The following is a 19,905-nucleotide window of genomic DNA, read 5'->3' on the forward strand; positions in this document are numbered from 1 at the left end:
ACAACTCCGGTCAGGCAGGACTATCGCTCCCCAGGTCGATCCCGCCTGGATCGAACCGGCGGCAAACAAGGGGAGAACCTGCCCCAATCTGTGGGTGGCCAGCTGAACCCCGACTGGGTCGAGTGGCTAATGGGGTGGCCCATAGGGTGGACCGACTTAAATCCCTTGGGAACGGCCAGGTTCCGCGAGTGGCTGCAGCAGCATTCACCATCCTGCACGACTTCTGAGGAGGACGCCGCATGACCTGCCCCTACGACCGCTGGCTGCCCGATCAGCCGGCACCAATGCCCGACCAGGGCGAGGAGTGAACCATGACCACCAAGCCCGCCACCATCACCGCCACCATGGATGGCGACGCAGCCTACCAATTGGCGCAGTTCTGCAAGCGCGTCAATTTCAGCACGTTCTACGAGCTGACCGAGGCGCATTTGTCCCGCGACGAACGTACCCGGCGCGCCTACCTCATGGTCGATGGACTGACGGCCATCATGACCGGGCTGAACGAAGCCGGCCACTCCCCGCGATAGGAGACCACCATGCAACACCTGCACGACATCCCCGACACCGGCGCGGCGATTGCCGCAGTCAACGAGGCCAACGCGGCCGGCGACCTCAACCTGGGCGAGCAGCCCACCAGCCACATCAACGGCGTCCACGTCTACGAAATGAACGACTGCGACTGGGTTGTTGCGCGCTCGGAGCAAGAGGCACAGGCCTACTACTGCGACCTGAATGGCGAAGACGATCCGCCGCGCGCATTGACTGCCGAGGAGCTGGATCGATTGGACTTTTTCGTCGATGCCGAGAAGCCCGACGGCCACTCAATCACGTTCCGTGAGCGTCTGCAGCAACTGGTAGACAACAACGAGCAAATTCCCGACCTGTTCGCCACGACGGAGTATTGACCATGCAACCCCTGACCCAACTGGCGGACGCCGCGCGCGCCGTCATCGCAGCTTTCGACCGTGCCGGCGAGCTGACCGACGAACTGATCAGTGCGCTGGAGCTGGCACTGAATGGAGCCGAGCTGTCGCCGGCCACCGAGCAGAGCGGCGAGGAGTTGGCGTGGCTGGTGGTGAATATCGACGACCAGGACGAGCAGTATGTTCCGGCGAGCGATAAGCGCCGCATAGAGCATTTCCGCGCATCTCCGGGCGCATGGGAAATGACGCCGCTCTACACCCGCCAGCAGCCCGCGCCGGCTGTGCTGGATGGGTGGCAATCTGGCGTGGAGGCATGCGCCAAGATGCTGGAGAAGAAGGCTGAAGACTACGCAAGCGAGTTCGGCCATTCGGACATGGGCGCGTTGTCATTCGGCAGCGGGTTCCATGCAGATGTGAAGCGCGACCATCATTCCACACTGCTGGAACTGGCCGAAGAGCTGCGCGCCCTGCTCGCCGCCGCGCCGCAGCCGGCACAGCAGCTGCCATCCGTGATCGAAGAGATCGCTCTGCAGTGGGACGGCTGCGAATACGAATCGTCGACCGGCCAAATTGACATTGGCTGGGCGATCCGCGCCGCTGGCCAGCGACTGCTAGCCGCGCCGCAGCCGAGGGAAGGGGCCGCGTGATGGCCGTCTACGTAGACGACATGCGCGCGCAGTATGGCCGGATGATCATGTGCCACATGCTGGCCGACACCGACGAGGAGCTGCACGCCATGGCGGCCCGGATCGGTGTGGCGCGACGGTGGCATCAGTCGGCTAGCACGCCGCACAGTCACTACGATGTGTGTTTGGCTAAACGCGCCGCGGCCGTCAGACTCGGAGCATTAGAGATTGACCGCGCTGGCGTGGCGCGTCTGATCCGACAGAAGAGAGAGGCATTACCGAGGTGCACCTGCCCGTCTGGCGACGGCTCTCTACGCTGGCCGTGCCCGCGGCATCCGCCGGAGTCGGCATGATGACCCCCGCGCTACCGGCCCCGCCGGTCTACCGCTACACCCAGCGCCGCGACGGCGCCGTCATCTACGTTGGCCCGGAGCCGCCGGCACAAGTAAAAGCCTAGGGCTGTATTGAGTGGATGCGGTAAAGGCTTCCGCCGAAGGATCGTGACAGGTGTAGATGTCTTATGGCCAGCCCATGTTCTGCCAGCTCTTTAAGTGGCCAAGGGCGGGAAATTATGCGACAAAAATCTCTCACATCGTTGCCATTTCCAAGTGTGCCTGGGAGCTCTTCATCCCCGATATCGGTTCGGCGCGCCAGTAGAAAATAGAGCTGATCAAATCGAAAATCGAAAATGAGCATGCCCTCCTCATCGCGAACGGGGCTTCTCATCTCTATGAGATCTTGAAGCAACTCGGGGTCTCTTTCGGACAGCAACCTCGCAAACTCACCCTTGAAATATGCAGCAACACGGGCGAGGTATTTTGTCTTTGTCACGGCGCGCTCCGCAGAAGAAACATTCATCATATCGCAGGCTCTCTCTACCGTGCTTGCGCAGGAGAACCACATGCAACTAATCGGCCTCGCCGGCCCGAAGAAATCCGGCAAAGACACCATTGCCGACCATCTGGTCGCCAATCACGGCTTCGTGAAGATCGGCTTCGCGGACAAGATCCGGGAGGAACTGCGCGCGGCCTACCCTGGCTTGGAAACGGGTGCATTCGAAAATCAAGCATTCAAAGACGTCAATGACATTTCTCTTGCTCTTGAGCATTGCGAGAACTTGGGCTTCATAGACTGGCTGAGGCAAAGACGCGTAGTAGAGATATACGCCGAGCTGAGCGAGTCCCGCTCGCCTCGCTGGCTCCAGCAGCAATGGGGAGACTACCGGCGCGCGACCGCCGGCTGGGATTATTTCATCTGCGACGTGCGGGCGCGCATTGAGGCATCAACGGCACCGGTCGTCGTGTCCGGCCTGCGCTACGCAGCCAGCGCGCCGATCCCGACCGCCGAGGCCGGTTTGATCCGGCAGCTGGGCGGCTGGGTTTGGCACATCAACCGACCAGGCTATCAGGCGTCGGCCGAGCACACGACCGAAATCGCCCTGCCGCGCCACTCACGCGACCTCACCATCGACAATGACGGCGACGTCAAGACCCTGCTCGACGTGGTCGACCTGACAGTCGGGGCGCTTGCATGAAGCAGAACTCCCCTCCCATGAAGCGGCCGCCCTCGCTGGCGGCCTTGTTGTTTCCGCAGGCAGTGCCGGCGAGCATGCGCACCCTACCCTCTACACTCCATGCCGAGCGGCACAACAAGGGCCAGTCGTTCAGTCCGGCACATTGGCCGCGGATGCGGTCGTCCGGCGAAAATATCTGAAAAAGGAATCGCCATGAAGTGGGTAACACTGACAAAGTACTGCGAAGACTCAGGGGACACCAAGGATGCGGTTTACAATCGCCGCCGTCGCGGCACCTGGCTAGATGGCCGTGAATGCAAATTGGTATCAGGGAAGTTGTGGGTTAACACTGAGGCGGTAAAAAAATGGATAGAAAACGAGGGAATGAAGTCTCACAAGGCGGCGTAGAAACGCGCAGCGGGGCGAAAGGATCGTCTATTCGAATACGGTTCATGTACAAAGGAGTCGAATGCAGAGAGACTCTAAAAATTCCCGCTACAAAAGCGAATATTGCATATGCCTCCCGCCTAAAGGGAGAAATTTTAAACGCAATTGAAAAGGGCACCTTCAATTACGCTGACTACTTCCCGGACAGCAAACGTGCGTCACTATTTGGCCACGCTATCATCAAATCAACCATGAATGATCTATTCGACTCAGCAATTTCAGGATGGGAGCAGGCAGTACAAAATGGCACAATGTCACCATCAACGCTCGACGGATACAAAAAGATCGTTTCCGGCCGCTTACGACCAGCAATGGGCGAAAAACTGTTGCGCGACGTCGGACCTGCATTCTTGAGAACGTGGATTGGAGCACTTGGGGTTACCGCAAAAACGGCGAGAAATATCATTAGCCCTTTGCGCTCTGTTTTTGATGATGCCATGAATGATGGCATGATCGAATTCAATCCACTGGATCGAGTGGCTTTGCGAAAGCTGCTTTCTCAAACCTCACACAAATCTGACTATTTTGTCGACCCATTTTCGATTGAGGAGATTGAAGCAATCCTGAAATTCGCATCGGGAAACGATGTAAATATGTATCAATTTTGGTTTGAGACTGGTTTGCGGCAAGGGGAGCTAATTGCTTTGCGCTGGTCGAAAGTCGATTTCATCCATGGATCAGTCAGGATTGAAGAAAACATCGTAGTCAAAGAGGAGAAAGGGCCAAAAACTGCCGCAGGTATCCGTGACATTACCTTGACGGCCAAGGCGCTGGAAGCCCTGCAGCGGCAAAAGGCGATTTCGTTTCTGGCCGGTGATCGAGTCTTCACTCACCACAAGACCGGCAAGGGGTGGGAGACGGAAAAGCAAATCCGAATGAGCTCCTGGACACCCCTGCTGAAGCGGGCTGGCGTCCGCTACAGGAATCCCTATCAGATCCGCCACACGTTCGCCTCTCACCACGTCAGCAACGGTGCGAACCTCTGGTGGTTAGCTCGCCAGCTCGGCCACGAGACTATCGAGATGATCATCCGGCACTACGGCAAGTGGGTTCCGCTGGAGCGAAGAAACGTGGGCGAAAATTGGGCGAACACGACGACAGCAGGAGGCGGCACCAGACAGCAAAGAAAAACGGCAGACTAGTCTAAAAGCCGCGTCCCTATTGGTTTGCGACCTTCTGCTATTGTCTGCCGTTGCCAAAAAACTGGTGGAGGCGGCGGGAATCGAACCCGCGTCCGAAAGTCCTCTACAGTGAGTTCTACATACTTAGTCGTGTCATTTGGATTTAACCGCTGCCACGCCGACGGACAGGCTGGACTTTGGCGAGTCACCTATTATTTCGCACTGCGCCAAGTAACCCGACACAGCACTAGCAGATGTAAAGTGACACTACAGGGTTTTGACGCCCCCGGCCCATCTGCGAACCGTTGTAGTGTCTAGCCGGCCGTTAGGCTGCTAGAGCGTAAGTTTCGTCGTTTGCGACTAAAAAAATTCAGTGTTTTACGGGGTGACTGAAATCCCGGTATGCCCCCATCTGCTTCGCAACCCCCGTCGAAACCAGGTCGCCCCCAGATAAGAAAGAATATTCTACAACATTTGCCATCTTTTGGCGAGCATTATCCCGCGCCCGGCCTTATTTGCTCAGCATGTGGCCCAGCTTGGCCGCCTTGGTGTCCAGATAACGATCGTTGTAGGGATTGCGCCCCACTTGCAGCGGCACCCGTTCGGCCACGTCGATGCCGGCGGCCGCCAGCGTGGCCAGCTTGCGCGGATTGTTGGTCATCACCCGCACGCTGCCTATGCCCAGGTGCTCCAGCATGTGGCGGGCGATGCGGAAGTCGCGCATGTCGGCCGGGAAGCCCAGCCGCTCGTTGGCCTCCACGGTATCCGCGCCGCCATCCTGCAGCTTGTAGGCGCGGATCTTGTTGATCAGGCCGATGCCGCGGCCTTCCTGGCGCAGATACAGCAGCGCGCCGCGGCCCTCCTTGCAGATGGCCTCCATCGCCGCCTCCAGCTGGAAACCGCAGTCGCAGCGCAGCGAAAACAGCGCGTCGCCGGTCAGGCATTCGGAATGCAGCCGCGCCAACACCGGCTGGCCGTCCGACACGTCGCCCAGCGTCAGCGCCACATGCTCGCGGCCGCCTTCTTCTTCGAAACCGTGCATGACGAACTCGCCCCAGGGCGTGGGCAATTCGCAGCTGGCCACATACTGGATGACGGGCTCTGCGGAATCTGGCAACGGGAATGACGACATGACTTCTCCAACTCGGTGAACGCCAGCAACTGGCCTGCAATGCAAAAAGGCCGCCACGGCGGCCTGGACAAAGTTTAGTTGGGGAGCGAATCCGGTTTTTCAAGCGCAGGTAGCGCGGCCAGCTGCGGCGCCAGCACGATGGCGAGGGCCGCCAGCCACACCTGGCGCTCCGGCGTGAAGAAGCCGGGCTCGAAAGCCTCGGCGTCGATGATGCCCAGCACATTGTCGTCGCCGCCCAGCACCGGCAGGCAAACCTCGCTTTTCACTTTCGGGTCGCATTCGTAGTAGCCGCCGCCATCGGCGCGCCACTGCGCCACGTCGTCGACCACCACCGCCCAGCCGGTCAGACCGACGCGGCTGTTGTTGCTGTATTCGGCGAAGGCTTCGGTCAGCGGGAATTCGGCGCGGCTCTCCACCCCCTGGTAAGCCAGCTTGACCAGGATGGCGTCCTTGCCGACGCCGATCTTGCGGTAGATGCCCAGCCATTCGGCGCCGACCTTGGCGTTGACCGACTCCACCAGCGCGTTGAGGTTGACCAGCGCGGCGGTCAGCTCCGGCGTTTCGCCACCCAGCACGAACGACAGGTCGTACGGGGTGTCGTCCAGCTCGTTCACCAGCGAGCAGCTGCCGCCCTCGCCCAGCTTGGGCACCCGGTAGCGGTACAGGTCGCGGCGCGGCGCGGGCTTGTCCACGCTGAGGACGGCCTGCAGCGTGATCACGGCGATCTGCAGCTCCGTGACATCCAGATTCAGCGCCTGCTCTCGCAGATAGTCGGTCAGCTGGCTTGCGGGTATCATGAGGACTCCTGAACAGCGGCGCATTTGCGATGCGCTTCGATTTGAAACCTAACAGGATACCAAACTCCCCTTCGGTCCGCCATTTCAGCCCCTTATATCCTCATGACAGCCATTCATATCCGCCACCCGGCGCTCACCATCAAGGCCGGCGCCAAAGCCCGGCAAATCCTGCAACGCGGCCTGTCGGCGCAACAAGTCGGCAGCCTGCCCGGCGCGGCCGGGGGACCCAAGGCGGTGGGGCTGACCGGGCTGGACCAGGCGGTGTTCGAATGGCTGGCCGGCGCGCCGCGCGAGCGCGAGCTGGTGGGCGCGTCGATAGGCGGCTGGCGCTTCGCCTGCGCGATGCAGCCGGACCCGGCGCGGGCGCTGGCGCGACTGGCCGAACGCTATACCGAGGAGGGCTATTCCCCCCGCGTCACCACCGCCCAGATCACCGCGCAGACCCGCGCCATGCTGGACGACATCCTCGGCGCGGACGGCCTCGCCAGGCTGCTGGACCATCCGCATTATCGGCTGAGCCTGCTGCTGGTGCAGTCGCACGGCCTGGCCAATAGCGAGGCGAAGCCGGCGCTGTTGTCCGGCCTGGCGGTGGCGGCGGCGCTGAACATGGTGTCGCGGCCGCTGCTGCGGCACAGCTTCAGCCGGGTCATCTGCCATGATCCGCGCAGCTCGCTGCGCTTCAAGCCGACGGACGCCATCCCCACCCGGCTGCTGGCGCTGGACGCCGGCAATCTGCGGCAGGCGCTGATGGGCACGGTGGCCATTCCCGGCTTTCTGCACGGCGTGCAGCTGCCCGACGCGCCGCCGGCCATCTACCGCGACGGCGGCCTCACCGACTACCACATCGACTTCCCCTTCGCCGACGGCGAAGAGATCGCGCTATACCCGCACTTCACCGACCGCATCGTGCCGGGCTGGTTCGACAAATCGCTGCCTTGGCGCAAGGCCAGCCGCAGCAATCAGGCCAATACCGTGCTGATCGCGCCGTCGCGCGAGTACCTGGCGCGGCTGCCCTCCGGCAAATTGCCGGACCGCAAGGATTTCCACCGCTACCTGCGGCGGGACGCGCTGCGGCGCGAGCACTGGAAAACCGCCAGCGCGGAAAGCCAGCGCCTGGGCGACGCCTTCCGCGAATGGCTGGAGAAGCCCGGCTCCATCGCGGTGCAGCCGCTTTAAGCCGCCGGACTGCCGGCGCCGGCATGAAAAAAGCCGGGCAGATGCCCGGCTTCGCTGTTTGTTGATGGGTCAAGCCATCAACCCGCCTGCGCCCAGCACTGCTCTTCCGGCATGTCGCGCGGCGTCGCGTTCAGCTCCACCACCACGTCGCGGGATTGCGCGCCCTTGCTGAGACGAACGGTGATCTTGTCGGCCACGCCCGGCTGATCGAGGTCGCGGCGATAGCTGAACGTGCCCCAGTCGGAAACCACCGCTCGGCCCAGTTGCGGCGCCTGCACCAGCTGGTAGCGCTCGACGCCGCCCACGCCTTCAAACTGGCCGCGCAGGCAGCGCGCCGGGCCGCCGTAGCTCAGCTTGGCCAGGTTCAGCTCGCCGGTTTGCGGCGGCTGCGGCTTGGCGCTGCCGGCCGGACCCAGCGGCCCTTCGCAACGCAGCACGGCGGTCTTGCGCTTGAAGTCGTAGTCGGTGGCCGAGCAGTTGGTCGCCATCAGGTTGTTGACGCCGCCAGTCTTCACCAGGCTCTGCAACGCGCCGTCCAGCAGCTTGTCCAGCTCCTGGCGCGCTTGGGTGTTGTTCGCCGCATTCAGCGGCAGCGTGCCGTTGCACTCGAAACGGCGCAGCGCGCTGTCCTTGCCGTCTGCCCATACCTGGCAAACCGCTGGCAGCGAGCGGCGCAGCGCCGCCTCCACCGCGGCGGCGTCGCCGGCCTGCCACTTATCCTGCGCCAGCCAGTCCGTCCCCTCCTGCGTGGAGGTATTGCCCAACTGGCCGGACTTGGCCGCCTGCACCTGCTGGTCCACATACTGGCGGAAACCGGACACCAGCGCGGCGTCGCCGCCCATGCTGTTCACCAGCGCGTCGAAACGCTTGACGTCGTCGACGCGCAGCGCGGCCAGGATGTCGGCGATCTTGCCCGGCTGCCGCTGGTTCAGGTAGTAGAACCACAGCGCGGAATGGCTGTAGAAGTCCCAGCCGTCGCTATAACTGGAACGCATGATGCGGGACGGCTCGAGGAAGCTGTTCGGCCAGCCGTTCGCCACCACGTCCACCACGTGGCCGCGCACCTTGATGCCGTCGCGCGGGGTGCTCCAGGCCATGAATTCGGCGAAGCCTTCGTCGTACCATGGCATGCGGCGATCATCGCGGTAAAACTCCGACGTCCCCCACATGCCCGGCTGGATGAAGCGGCCGGACAGATAGTGCACGTATTCGTGGCGCACCAGTTCTTCCAGGGTCAGATAGCTCTCGCGCGGCACTTCGCGCTGGAAGGTGTAGAAGGTGCCGTCTTTCTCGATGTAGATGCCGCCGTTGTCGGTGGACAGCTCGTTGAGCAGGCCCTGGAAGCGCTGGTAGGCGGTCTTGGTGCCGTAGATCACCATCCGCAGCTTGGCGTTGGGGTCGTCCGCCACCGGCTGCTTGGTGCCGGCGACGCGGAACAGCTGGGTCTGCACCTGCTTCATCGCGTAATAGAGCGGCTCCACCTCGGCCAGGCTCAGCGGCGTCTCGAACACCAGATTGCCGTTGTCGAAGCTCCAGCGGTTGGGAAACAGGCTGGCACGCAACTCCTGTTCAGCCTGGCAGATGCCGTAGCGTTCGCACGGCACCTTGCCCAGCTTCTTCAGCGCATACACCGCTTCGGCCCAGGCGGCGCCGAACCTCTCGCCTTTCAGGTGCAAGGCGACGGCGGCCTCGGCTTGCGGCGCGGTGCGCGGGTATTGCATGAAGCGGCCGGTTTCGCGCAGGGTGTTGAGGAACATCTGCTCGTCGGCGAAAGCCGGCTGGCCGGCGCGGGTCAGCCCTGCCAGGCTGGCCGCCAGTCCGTCAAGCTGGCCCTTCTCCACCTTTTGGGCGAATTCGGGCTGGTAATGCATATTGAACAGCAGCGTCTGCATCGGGTGCAGCGCGAAACGCGCCCAATTGTCCTTGGCCGCGGCGTTGTAACGGTTGAAGAAACGCGTCAGCAAAGGCAGCGCGTAGTCGGCCTTGCGCACCGAATCGGCCAGGATCAACGTTTCCGCCACGCTCTGGCGGGCGTCGCGCTCGCGATACCACGCATCGTGGTCGCCGCGGCTGTCTATCGCCTTGACCTCCCACAGCGCCGGGTTGGCCGCCAGCGCCTCCACCACCTGCATCACTGGCTGGTCCACCGCCGCGCCGTAGTCGCCCACTTCCTTGGCATGGCTGTACTGCAGGAAGTAACCCGCCTTCAGGAACACCGCCAGCGGCCACAGGCCATTGGCGTTCTGCCCGTCCCAGGCGGCCGCGCGCTGGCGCGCCTCGGCCGCCACCAGCTGCATATTGGCCGGCGACACCACCCGGTAGCTGAAAGTGTCTGCCTGGAACAGGCGGTTCATGCAAGTGCCGTCCACGCTGGCCACGTAGCGCACCAAGGCCTGGCCGGACAGCTGGCCGAGCTTGGCTTCGTCGCAATCGGCATAGGCCGGCGCGGCCGCTTCGGCCTTCGCCGCCCGGCGGGCGGCCTGGCCTTGCTGGCCTTGCGGCTTGGCCGGCGGCTGCCCGGCGCCGTTATCCGGCGCGGCCGGCGGCAGGCCGTGCGGGTAGTCCGGTTTTTCCGGCAAGGCCGGAGAATGGGAGGAATAGCGCGCCGACGGCTGGTTGGCTTGCGGCGCGGGCTGCTTGGCCGCGGCCTGATCGCCGCCGCCAGTGCCCACGCATGCCGACAGCAGCGCCGAGGCCATCACGGAAAGTCCCAGGGCGCGATACCGCCCCAGTGTTTTTATTGTGCTCATCGAGTCATCCATTTGCTGTTAATGACGCATGACTTGAAAATCATGCGACGCGAAGCATAATGGATGACGCGTATATTGAATATTGTGTTTAAGGTCAGGAAGTGATCTTAAACAATAAAACCGGTCAGTTAATTTTCACAGCTGGAAAAAGCTAAAGTTTGCGCAAAAAAAGCCGCATAAGCGGCTTTTTCCAGAACAATGCGCCCGAGGCGTCAATGCCGCGCATCGCGCGCGCTGGCCACCACGTCGTAATCGAACAACTGGGTGACGTCTTCCTCGTCGAACACATAGTGCTGGTTGCAATAGTCGCAAACGATCTCCACACTGCCCTGCTCCAGCAGCACGCTGCCCACTTCCTCGCCGCCCAACATGGTCAGCATGCCGCCAACCCGTTCGCGCGAGCAATTGCAGTTGAAGCTGACGCTTTCCTGTTCGAACACCCGCACTTCTTCTTCATGGAACAGGCGATGCAGGATGTCTTCGGCGTCCAGCGTCAGCAACTCTTCCGACTTCAGCGTGCGGCCCAGCACCTGGATGCGCTGCCAGCCCTCAGCTTCGCCATGGCCTTCCGGCAGGCGCTGCAACAGCATGCCGGCGGCGGCATCGTCGCCGCTGGCCAGCACCAGCGCGGTGTCCAGCTGCTCGGAGCGGCGCATGTAGTTTTCCAGCATTTCGCCGACGGACTCGCCCTCCAGCGCCACGATGCCCTGCCAGGTCTGGTTCTTGTCCAGGCGCGGCTCCAGCGTCAGCACGAAACGGCCGCCGCTGCCCAGCAGTTCGGCCAGCGGCTTGCCCTCCAGCTCGCCTTCCCATTTGGCGGTGGCGCGCACGGTGCGGTCGTTGTTGCATTCCACCACCGCCAGCTTCAGCGCGCCGGTGCCGTGGATCTGCAGGATCAGCGTGCCGTCGAACTTCAGATTGGCGGCCATCAGCACCGAGGCCGCCATCATTTCGCCGAGAATGGTCTTCAAGGCTTGCGGATAGGCGCGGCGGGACAGCACCTGCTGCCAGGCGCCGTCCAGGCGCACCAGCGCGCCGCGCACCGGCGCGCCGTCGAAAAGGAATCGTTGCAGTTTGTCGTGTTGGTTCATGCTTTTACTTCCCCGGCCGCGCTCGCGGCCAACTCTACGGTATAGACAGACATCGGCATCGAGGAGCTGACGTCGAATTCGCAGCCGGCGCGCACGCCGATCTCGGCGATCTCCCTGGCGGACAGGTCCTGATCGTAAACCGCGTACATCGCGCCCATCGCGAATTTGCGGCCCGAGCCTATCGCCCAGATGCGGGAGAATTCGTAGATCTCGCGCATCGGGTACACGCCGAAAATGCCGTGGGCGTTGGCGATCACCACCATCATCTGGCTGGATTCGTACGGATCTTCCTCATCCTCCTCCGGACGCAGATAGAAGGCGTCCTTCAGCTTGGGATGCAGCTTGCGGAAAGTGTCGAAGATGCCTTGGCGGCTGCTCAGGTCTTTCTTCTTCAGATCCTTCAGCGCGCCCTGCAGCACCAGGTCGTGCGCGGCCGAGCCGGACACAGCCAGATAGCTGTCGCCGTGGCGGAAGATCTTGTTGTGGAAGCAGTCGTACGGCGCCAGCAGCTTCTGGTCGTCGCCAAAAGTAGTCTGGCTATCGGCGGCGATGGCAATCTGATTGCCCTTGCGCACAGCCACGATGGTTGTCATGCGGCACACCCTGTCAATGATGGAGAAAATCGCCCATGCCGGCGATATCCGCTTGAAGATATGGCCGGATGGCGGATTTTCCAAGCCCGGCGCGGCGCCGAACCCGCAAATATACCATAGCCGGCAGCTGCGGCGCAGCAGCGTGGACGCGGCGGCGCCCGATCGAAGCTAAGCCGCTGTTTCCTGATGAATTTTATGCGCCGACTAGAGGATCCTACTTATAAACAATCGCCTTCAACCCGCATATGATGTAATGGCAAAGTTCAGCCCGCCCAGCGCCAAGAGCCAGCGGCGGAGACCCCTTCTTCAAGAGGTGAGTGCCATGCTTGACAGCAACTTCGACCTGGATGAGCCGTTGGAGGCCATTCTGCAGCGTCCCCTGACCTGGTTTGAAAAACAGCAGATTCAGGAAAACGAATCCGCCCCTCTGGAGGTCATCGACGCCGCTGAAGCCGCAACCGATGCTCACCCGCTACGCCGCCATCTGAAAGATCTGGCCAAAATGCAGGTCATCCACATCGACCGCAGCCGCGATGGCCGGCCGTCCCTGATCGACATGCCCTTCAACGCCGAAGCGTTCTAAGCCAGGCCAGTTAACCAGCGCCATGCCCCCGCCCCGCGCGGGGGTTTGTCTTGATGGCAGGAAGAGGCAGCCCTCTCCCGTTCCCCATTCCCCATTTAATTCACAAATAACAAAAAAGATACTGTACTTAATGCCTAATTAAATCCCGTAAATTCGGGGCGAAAAAGCGAACAAATCCGTACAAAAACCATCATCTCCAGAACAAGCCAACTTGCCCAATCAGCAGGGACTGAAACAAAATGTAAATAAATTGAAGATCAGCCCTTAATTACAATGAATTTGATTGCAACTGGCAAAGCCTTGCCGACACAAGCGGTCAGCGCCGCCAGCCTCGACCTCAAACTGGGTTATCGCAGCGGCCGCTGCCTGCAAAAAAGCGGCGTGCACACCCGCTATTTCGCCGCCGATCATGAAACGCAAAGCCAATTGGCCGCCCGCGCGCTGCGCGATGCGCTGGACAACGCCGCGCTGCGCGCGTCCGGCATCGACCTGCTGATCGGCGCCTGCGGCATCCCCGAGCAGGCGCTGCCCGGCACCGCCAGTTTCATATCCCACGCCGCGGGCCTGTCGGCCGGCACCGCCGCCTTCGACGTCAACACCAGCTGCCTCAGCTTCCTCAGCGCCTTGCAGGTGGCGGACAGCCTGCTGCGCGCCGGGTCTTACCGCCGCATCGCCGTCGTCTCCGCCGATCTCGCCTCGCGCGGTCTGGACTGGGACAACCCGGAAGCTTCGCTGATTTTCGGCGACGGCGCCGCCGCCGCCATTCTGGAGCGCGGCAGCCCGGCGCAGGGCCTGAAGGCCTTCAAGCTGGCCACCTATCCTGATGGCCGCCATTACTGCGAAATCCGCGCCGGCGGCACCCAGCGCAATCCGCGCCGCGGCGTAGCGGAACACGACTTCCTGTTCGACATGAACGGCAAGGCGGTGTTCAAGCTGGCATCGAAGCTGATGCCGGACTTCATCGATCAGCTGATGGCCGCCACCCCTGGCGGGCTAGGCAGCATAGACTGCGTGGTGCCGCATCAGGCCAGCCACCTGGGCATGCAGCACATGGCCAAGAAGTTGGGCATCGCGGCGGACCGCATCGTCGACATCTACGCCTCGCACGGCAATCAGGTGGCGGCCTCGCTGCCGACCGCGCTGCACGAAGCGGTCAGCAGCGGCCGCGCCCGAAACGGCCAGCGCGTGCTGATGATAGGCACCGCCGCCGGCCTGAACCTGGGCGGCCTGGTGTGGGATCTGTGATGCGGATTCTGGTCACCGGCGCTACCGGCGGACTGGGGCGCAACGCGGTGGAAAGCCTGCTGGCGCGCGGCTGCCAGGTGCGGGCCACCGGCCGCAAGATGGATATCGGCCGGCAATTGGCCCGCCAGGGCGCGCAATTCGTCGCGCTGGACCTGGCCGCCGCCACGCCGGGAGAGCTGGCGGAGCTGCTGCGCGGCGTGCAGGCGGTATGGCATTGCGCCGCCTTGTCGTCGCCATGGGGGCCGGAGGCGGACTTCGTCGCCGCCAACGTAACCGCCACCCGCAATCTGCTGCAAGCCGCCGGCCAGTCGCAAGCCACCCGCTTCGTCCACATTTCCACCCCGGCGCTGTACTTCGATTTCCGCCACCATTTCGACATTCCGGAAAACTACCGCCCCGCCCGCTACGTCAACGCCTATGCCCGCACCAAGGCCCAGGCCGAAGAATGGGTGCAAGCGGCGGCGCGCGACTATCCGCGGCTGCGCTGCGCCATCCTGCGGCCCCGGGCGATCTTCGGCGAGCACGACCAAGTATTGATTCCGCGCCTGGCGCGCATCCTGCGCGAGCGCCGCGGCCGCCTGCCGCTGCCGCGCGGCGGCGCGGCGACGCTGGATCTGACCTATGTCGGCAACGTGGTGCACGCGATGTGGCTGGCGACGCAGGGCCCGGACATCGCCAGCGGCGAAGCCTTCAACATCACCAACCAACAGCCGGCGGCGCTGCGCGACATGCTGCGGCGGCTGTTCATCGACGAACTGGGGCAAGACATGCGCATCGTCGACCTGCCCTACCCGCTGCTGAACGCCGCCAGCCATCTGTTGCAATGGCTGGCCGCCGCCAGCGGCCGCGAGCCGGCGCTGACGCCCTATAGCCTGGGCGCGGTCCAGTTCGACATGACGCTGGACAACCGCCGCGCCCGGGAAAGACTCGGCTACCAGCCCATCTACAGCCTGGAGGACGGCGTGGCCCGCACCGCGCGCTGGCTGCGGGAGCAGGCTCATGGCTAACATCCGCGAATTCAGCGTCGGCCATTGCACCCACCCATCCTGCATGGCTTTGAAAGGCAGCGGCCTCGCCAGCCGATGCTTCCCGTCGCGCGCCTACCTGATTGAAACCCGCAGCCGGCTATACCTGTGGGACACCGGCTACGCCGAACATTTCATCGACGCCACCCGCCGCGGCATCTACCGGCTGTACCCGCTGGTGACGCCGGTGTTCTTCAACGCCGACGATTCGCTGCGCGGCCAATTGCGGCGGATCGGCGTCAATCCCGACGACATCCACGCGCTGCTGCTGTCGCACTTCCACGCCGATCACATCGCCGGCCTGCGCGATTTTCCGCAAGCCCGGCTGCTGGCCTCAGGCGCCGGCTGGCGCGCGGTGCGCGGGCTGACAGGACTGACGGCGCTGCGCCAGGCCTTCGTGCCCGCCCTGCTGCCGGCCGACATCGACAGCCGGCTGGAATGCGTCGAAGCGCAGCCGCGGGTGGCGCTGCCGCCGGAGCTGGCGCCGTTCAGCCACGGCTGGGATGTCTCCGGCGACGGCGAGATTCTGGTAGTGGAGCTGCCCGGCCACGCCGTCGGCCACCTGGGCGCCTTTGTCCGCACCGAAGCCGGCTGGACGCTGCTGGCCTCCGACGCCGCCTGGGCCGTCGAAGGCTACGCGCAATTGCGCGGCCCTTCCGAACTGTCGTTCCTGATTCAGCACAACCGCCGCGACTACTACCAGACGCTGGGCAAATTGCATGCTCTTCACCGCCGCGGACAGGTGGACATCCGCCTGACGCACCAGGAAGCCAACTGATCCATGCTTCGCCTCTTCCGCATTTTGCGCGCCTACCGGCGCACCCGCGGCCTGCGCTTCGCCGACCGCGCCGCGCTGGCGCGCCATCAAAGCCGGCAACTGGCGACGTTCCGCGCCCGCCTGCAGCGCCGCAGCCCCTATTTCGCCGACCTGGGCGAGCTGCCGTTCGCGCAATGGCCATTGATGGACAAAGCCGCCATGCTCCGCCACTTCAACCGGATGAACGCCGCCGGCCTGACGCTGGAGCAGGTGATGCGCGCCGCGCAGCAGGCGGAGCGCAGCCGCGATTTCTCGCCGACCATAGGCCGCTACACAGTGGGCCTGTCGTCCGGCACCACCGCGCAGCGCGGCGCCTTCGTCGTCAGCCGCGCCGAACAGGCGCAATGGGCCGGCGTCATGCTGGCCAAAGCCTTGCCGGACGGCCTGTTCGCCCGCGAGCGGGTGGCGCTGTTCCTGCGCGCCAACAGCAATCTGTACACCGCGGTGCGCAGCCGCTGGCTCACCTTCGAATTTTTCGACCTGTTCCAGCCCTTCGCCAGCCAGCTGTCCCGGCTGGCCGGCTACCGTCCCACCATTCTGCTGGCCCCGGCCCAAGTGCTGCGCGCGCTGGCGCAGGCCCAATTGGCCGGCCAGCTGCAATTGGCGCCGAAGCGGGTTTATTCGATCGCCGAGGTGCTGGAAACCCAGGATCGCGCCATCATTGAAAAAGCTTTCGGCCAGGTCCACCAAATCTACCAGGCCACTGAAGGCTTTCTCGCCAGCAGCTGCGAGCACGGCGTGCTGCATCTGAACGAGGAATACATCCATGTCGAGCCGGAATGGCTGGACGAGGAGCGGCGCCGCTTCGTGCCCATCATCACCGACTTCAGCCGCCACACCCAGCCCATCGTCCGCTACCGGCTGAACGACGTGCTGCTGGCGCGCGCCGCTCCCTGCCCATGCGGCCGCGCCACGCTGGCGCTGGACGGCGTGGAAGGCCGCTGCGACGATATGCTGCTGCTGCCCGACCGCGCCGGCCGGCAGCAGACCGTGTTCGCCGATGTGCTCAGCCGCGCGCTGGCGCAAGCCTTGCCCTGGGATGCCGATTACCGGCTGCGTCAAACCGGCCCGCGCGCGCTGACGCTGCACCTGGAGTTGGACGATGCCGGCGCCGGCGCGGTCCGGCAGCGGCTGGAGCAGACCCTCGCCGGGCTGGGGGTGGATGTCGCCGCGCTGGAATGGCGGCTGGAGGGCGCGCTGCCGCCGCTCGACCCCACCCGCAAGCGCCGGCGCATCATCCGGGAGGCGGCATGATGCTAGCCTTGTCCTGGCTGCCGCCCCGGCTGCGCCACATGCTGCTGGGCTGGGGGGCGGTGGGCTGCGCCTACACGCTGGGCAGCGTCTGGCCCGGCGCGCCGCGGCTGCTGCCGGAGTGGCCGACCGACCGCTGGATAGCGTTCGACCCGGCCGCCATCTGGCTGTACCTGTCGTTTTTCTTGCTGGTGCCAGCGGGCTTTCTGTTGGCGCCGCCTGACAGGCTGCCCTGGCTGCGGCGTTCGATGCAGCTGTGCGCGCTGGCCGCCGGCGCGACCTTCCTGCTGCTGCCGACCACGCTGCCCTACCCGGCCGTCGCCGGCGGCGGCTTTCACGCCGAACTGCTGCGCGCCGCCCTGCGCTTCGATACGCCGCACAACTGCCTGCCCTCGCTGCACGGTGCGCTGACCGTGCTGGCGGCATGGGCGCTGTCGGAGCGGCGCCGGCCCTGGCGCGCTGTGCTGGCCTGGCTGTGGGCCGCCGCCATCCTGTTCGCTGTGATACAGCTGCGCCGCCACCTCACCTTGGACCTGGGCGCCGGCGTCGCGCTGGGCCTGCTGTGCGGCTGGCTGTGCGCGCGTCCCGCATTCCTCTTTTCTTTCCGCTATCGCACCACATGAACGTATTCGCCCTCACCTTCATCCTGATGCTCGCCGTGGTTCTGCTGGAGCTGCTTGCCTTGCGCCTATGGCGCCGCGAAGCCATTCCCTGGCGCGAGATCATCTTCAACCTCAACTCCGGCCACATCCTGATGTGGGTCTTCCGCGGCGTGGAGGTGGCCAGCTTCGGCTGGCTGCTTGAACACGCCAACCTGCACCTGGTGGACCGGCTGCCGGCGCTCTGGCAATGGGTTTTCGCCTTCATCGCCTGGGATCTGAGCTTTTACTGCATGCACCGGGCCCACCACACCTGGCGCATTTTCTGGGCGGTGCACGTTGTCCACCACCAGGGCGAGCATTTCAGCCTGTCGCTGGGCATCCGCAATTCCTGGTATTCGTCGCTGACTTCGCTGCTGTTCGTCGCGCCGCTGGCGGTGCTGGGGCTGCCGCTGGAGATGTTCGTCGCCGCGTCGTCCTTCCATTACGCGGTGCAGCTGTACAACCATAATGCTTTCGTCGGCAAGTCCGGCTGGCTGGACCGCGTGCTGGTGACGCCGTCCAACCACCGCGTGCATCACGCCACCGACCCCATCTACCTGAACAAGAACTTCGGCGGCACCTTCCTGATCTGGGACAAGCTGTTCGGCAGCTATCAAGCCGAACGCGACGATGTGCCGCTGCGCTACGGCGTGCGCGGCGAGTCGCCCGGCTACAATCCGCTGTGGGCCAGTAATCCCGGCTTGCTGGCGCTGGTCCGCCGCCGCTTTCCCGCGTGGCTTGCGCGCGCGCGCATGGACGTGCCGGCCGGCTATATCGCCAGCGGCGGCGTGCTGCTGTTCGGCGTGGTGATCTATTACGTGCAAAACGTGGCGGAATGGTCGGCGCCGCAGCAATGGACGCTGTTCGGCTACCTGCTGGCCGGCACCCTCGCCATCGGCGGGATGTCCGACCGCCAGCGCTGGGGCTGGCGCGGCTGGCAGGCGCTGGTGCTGACCCTGCCCGTCCTGTGCGCCGGCTGGCTGGGCATGCGCGACCTGTGCGCGCTGGCGCTGTTCGCGCTGCTGCTGGGCCATGGACTGCTGGGCTGGCGCCTGAAGGAGGCCGCATGAGCAAATTGCGTTTTCAATCGTCGGCCGAGCTGCCGTTCCGCATCGAGCTGCAACAGGCGGCGCAAGCCTATCTGGAGCAAAGCCGCGACCACCGCTTCGCCAGCGCCGGCATCTGGCTCAAGGCCTGGCTGCTGGCCGGCCTGAGCCTGGCCTGCTATCTGCTGGCGTTGCGCGCCGACGCGCTGTGGCAGTTCGCCCCGGCCTATGTCGCCGCTATCCTGCTGGCCATGCTGCTGGCGATGAACAGCCTGCACGACGCCGCCCACGGCGCGGTGTTCCGCCGCCCCTGGCTCAACCGGCTGCTGAGCCGCGTCGCCAGCCTGCCGATGGGCATAGACTCCGATATCTGGATCCGCCGCCACGTGCATCTGCACCATACCTATCCCAATGTCGACGGCTACGATCTGGACATCGAACCCAATCCCTTCCTGCGCCAGACGCCGTTTCAGGACTGGGCGCCGCAATTCCGCCATCAGCACCGCTATTGGCCGCTGATCGCCGCGCTGTCGCTGCCCTATCTGTGCTGGTACGGCGACTGGCTGGACCTGATGGGCAAGAGCAAGCTGCAGCTGCGCGACGCCAAGCCGGTGCGCGCTCCGGGCTTTCTGCTGGCCAAGGCCGGCCACCTGGCGCTGGCGCTGGGCCTGCCGATCTGGCTGCTGCACGACGGCGGCATCGGCTGGGGCAGCGTGCTGCTGTGCTATCTGCTGGGCCAAATGGCCGCATCCTGCTTCCTGGTGGCGATGATACTCGGCACCCACTGGGCCGACGTGGCGTTTTTCCAGCCCGGCGCCGACGGCAAGCTGCCGCACACCTGGCACGAGCATCAATTCCTCACCTGTTGCGACTGGGAGCCGCGGCCGCGCGCGCTGGCCCATCTGCTGGGCGGTCTGCACCTGCACCTGACCCATCACCTGTTCCCGTCCTACAGCCACCGCCATTATCCGGCGCTGGCCCGCATCACCCGGCAGGTGGCGCAAAAGCACGGCCTGGATTACCGCTGCTTGGACTACCCCGAGCTGTGGCAGGCGCAGCAGCGCTTCCTCAAGTCCATGGGGAGCCGGCCGCAGCCATGAAAAAGGCCGGCGGCCGCATGCCAGCGGC

Annotated in this window: 21 protein-coding genes and 1 other RNA gene; 15 read left to right on the forward strand and 7 right to left on the reverse strand. The window is 64.2% G+C overall.

The window, feature by feature from the left end:
- Positions 1-311: 311 nt before the first annotated feature.
- Genes MY55_RS16380 through MY55_RS24655 form a run of 4 tightly spaced genes read left to right on the forward strand, consistent with a single transcriptional unit; the run spans position 312 to position 1,902 of the window.
- A complete protein-coding gene (locus MY55_RS16380; RefSeq protein WP_047236679.1) occupies positions 312-527 on the forward strand; it encodes a DUF7706 family protein in 216 nt (71 codons plus the stop codon).
- Between the two features lie 9 nt (positions 528-536).
- Positions 537-905, forward strand: coding sequence for a hypothetical protein (locus tag MY55_RS16385; protein WP_081284721.1), 369 nt, complete (start codon positions 537-539; stop codon positions 903-905).
- A gap of 2 nt (positions 906-907) precedes the next feature.
- Entirely contained in the window at positions 908-1,570 is a 663-nt protein-coding gene (locus MY55_RS16390; RefSeq protein ID WP_065202728.1) for a hypothetical protein, read from the forward strand.
- A complete protein-coding gene (locus MY55_RS24655; RefSeq protein ID WP_081284722.1) occupies positions 1,570-1,902 on the forward strand; it encodes a DUF4031 domain-containing protein in 333 nt (110 codons plus the stop codon). The genes MY55_RS16390 and MY55_RS24655 overlap by 1 nt, the downstream gene beginning before the upstream one ends.
- A 100-nt stretch (positions 1,903-2,002) precedes the next feature.
- On the opposite strand, the gene MY55_RS23710 is transcribed toward MY55_RS24655, so the two are convergent.
- Positions 2,003-2,410, reverse strand: a complete 408-nt coding sequence (locus MY55_RS23710) for a hypothetical protein (protein WP_157889352.1) — start codon at positions 2,408-2,410, stop codon at positions 2,003-2,005.
- Between the two features lie 40 nt (positions 2,411-2,450).
- Here MY55_RS23710 and MY55_RS16400 point away from each other — a divergent pair, with 40 nt between their 5' ends.
- Together MY55_RS16400 and MY55_RS22800 are read left to right on the forward strand one after the other, a co-directional pair.
- Positions 2,451-3,083, forward strand: a complete 633-nt coding sequence (locus tag MY55_RS16400; RefSeq protein ID WP_065202729.1) for a deoxynucleotide monophosphate kinase family protein — start codon at positions 2,451-2,453, stop codon at positions 3,081-3,083.
- Positions 3,084-3,427: 344 nt separating this feature from the next.
- On the forward strand, positions 3,428-4,651 hold the full coding sequence (locus MY55_RS22800; protein ID WP_081284723.1) for a site-specific integrase: 1,224 nt from the start codon (positions 3,428-3,430) through the stop codon (positions 4,649-4,651).
- Between the two features lie 62 nt (positions 4,652-4,713).
- Here MY55_RS22800 and ssrA read toward each other — a convergent pair.
- From ssrA to MY55_RS16420, 3 genes are all read right to left on the reverse strand, one after another.
- Positions 4,714-5,078, reverse strand: a transfer-messenger RNA (tmRNA) gene (gene ssrA / locus MY55_RS16410).
- A gap of 63 nt (positions 5,079-5,141) precedes the next feature.
- Positions 5,142-5,762, reverse strand: a complete 621-nt coding sequence (ribA, locus tag MY55_RS16415; RefSeq protein WP_047243987.1) for a GTP cyclohydrolase II — start codon at positions 5,760-5,762, stop codon at positions 5,142-5,144.
- Positions 5,763-5,836: 74 nt separating this feature from the next.
- Complete coding sequence (locus tag MY55_RS16420) at positions 5,837-6,559, reverse strand: GAF domain-containing protein (RefSeq protein WP_043573514.1); 723 nt, start codon at positions 6,557-6,559, stop codon at positions 5,837-5,839.
- A 102-nt stretch (positions 6,560-6,661) separates the two neighbouring features.
- Between MY55_RS16420 and MY55_RS16425 the strand changes: the two genes are divergently transcribed.
- A complete protein-coding gene (locus tag MY55_RS16425) occupies positions 6,662-7,735 on the forward strand; it encodes a patatin-like phospholipase domain-containing protein (protein ID WP_043573511.1) in 1,074 nt (357 codons plus the stop codon).
- A 77-nt stretch (positions 7,736-7,812) separates the two neighbouring features.
- Here MY55_RS16425 and MY55_RS16430 read toward each other — a convergent pair whose 3' ends face one another.
- The 3 genes from MY55_RS16430 to MY55_RS16440 all read right to left on the reverse strand — a co-directional run bounded on the left by MY55_RS16430 (position 7,813) and on the right by MY55_RS16440 (position 12,169).
- Positions 7,813-10,485, reverse strand: a complete 2,673-nt coding sequence (locus MY55_RS16430) for a M9 family metallopeptidase N-terminal domain-containing protein (protein ID WP_167595305.1) — start codon at positions 10,483-10,485, stop codon at positions 7,813-7,815.
- A gap of 212 nt (positions 10,486-10,697) precedes the next feature.
- On the reverse strand, positions 10,698-11,576 hold the full coding sequence (hslO, locus tag MY55_RS16435) for an Hsp33 family molecular chaperone HslO (protein WP_065202732.1): 879 nt from the start codon (positions 11,574-11,576) through the stop codon (positions 10,698-10,700).
- Positions 11,573-12,169, reverse strand: coding sequence for an Ntn hydrolase family protein (locus MY55_RS16440; protein ID WP_043573502.1), 597 nt, complete (start codon positions 12,167-12,169; stop codon positions 11,573-11,575). The genes hslO and MY55_RS16440 overlap by 4 nt, the downstream gene beginning before the upstream one ends.
- 322 nt (positions 12,170-12,491) lie before the next feature.
- Between MY55_RS16440 and MY55_RS16445 the strand changes: the two genes are divergently transcribed.
- From MY55_RS16445 to MY55_RS16480, 8 genes are all read left to right on the forward strand, one after another.
- Complete coding sequence (locus MY55_RS16445; RefSeq protein ID WP_043573499.1) at positions 12,492-12,752, forward strand: hypothetical protein; 261 nt, start codon at positions 12,492-12,494, stop codon at positions 12,750-12,752.
- Between the two features lie 300 nt (positions 12,753-13,052).
- Positions 13,053-13,997, forward strand: coding sequence for a 3-oxoacyl-[acyl-carrier-protein] synthase III C-terminal domain-containing protein (locus tag MY55_RS16450; RefSeq protein ID WP_230623339.1), 945 nt, complete (start codon positions 13,053-13,055; stop codon positions 13,995-13,997).
- Positions 13,997-15,004 (forward strand): NAD-dependent epimerase/dehydratase family protein, encoded by a 1,008-nt coding sequence (locus MY55_RS16455; RefSeq protein ID WP_047237618.1) that lies wholly within the window; start codon positions 13,997-13,999, stop codon positions 15,002-15,004. Before MY55_RS16450 ends, MY55_RS16455 begins: the two co-directional genes overlap by 1 nt.
- Positions 14,997-15,800 (forward strand): MBL fold metallo-hydrolase, encoded by an 804-nt coding sequence (locus tag MY55_RS16460; RefSeq protein WP_043573491.1) that lies wholly within the window; start codon positions 14,997-14,999, stop codon positions 15,798-15,800. The genes MY55_RS16455 and MY55_RS16460 overlap by 8 nt, the downstream gene beginning before the upstream one ends.
- A gap of 3 nt (positions 15,801-15,803) precedes the next feature.
- The gene (locus MY55_RS16465) at positions 15,804-17,093 is read left to right on the forward strand and encodes a F390 synthetase-related protein (RefSeq protein ID WP_047237617.1); all 1,290 of its coding nucleotides are present in this window, start codon (positions 15,804-15,806) and stop codon (positions 17,091-17,093) included.
- Positions 17,090-17,713 carry a phosphatase PAP2 family protein gene (locus MY55_RS16470; protein WP_043573487.1) on the forward strand — a complete coding sequence of 208 codons (624 nt, stop codon included), beginning with the start codon at positions 17,090-17,092 and terminating at the stop codon, positions 17,711-17,713. The genes MY55_RS16465 and MY55_RS16470 overlap by 4 nt, the downstream gene beginning before the upstream one ends.
- Positions 17,710-18,801, forward strand: a complete 1,092-nt coding sequence (locus tag MY55_RS16475; protein WP_043573485.1) for a sterol desaturase family protein — start codon at positions 17,710-17,712, stop codon at positions 18,799-18,801. The genes MY55_RS16470 and MY55_RS16475 overlap by 4 nt, the downstream gene beginning before the upstream one ends.
- Complete coding sequence (locus MY55_RS16480; RefSeq protein WP_047237616.1) at positions 18,798-19,877, forward strand: acyl-CoA desaturase; 1,080 nt, start codon at positions 18,798-18,800, stop codon at positions 19,875-19,877. Before MY55_RS16475 ends, MY55_RS16480 begins: the two co-directional genes overlap by 4 nt.
- The last annotated feature ends 28 nt before the right edge of the window (positions 19,878-19,905 follow it).

This window comes from Chromobacterium subtsugae (assembly GCF_001676875.1).
GTDB classification, from domain to species: Bacteria; Pseudomonadota; Gammaproteobacteria; order Burkholderiales; family Chromobacteriaceae; genus Chromobacterium; species Chromobacterium subtsugae.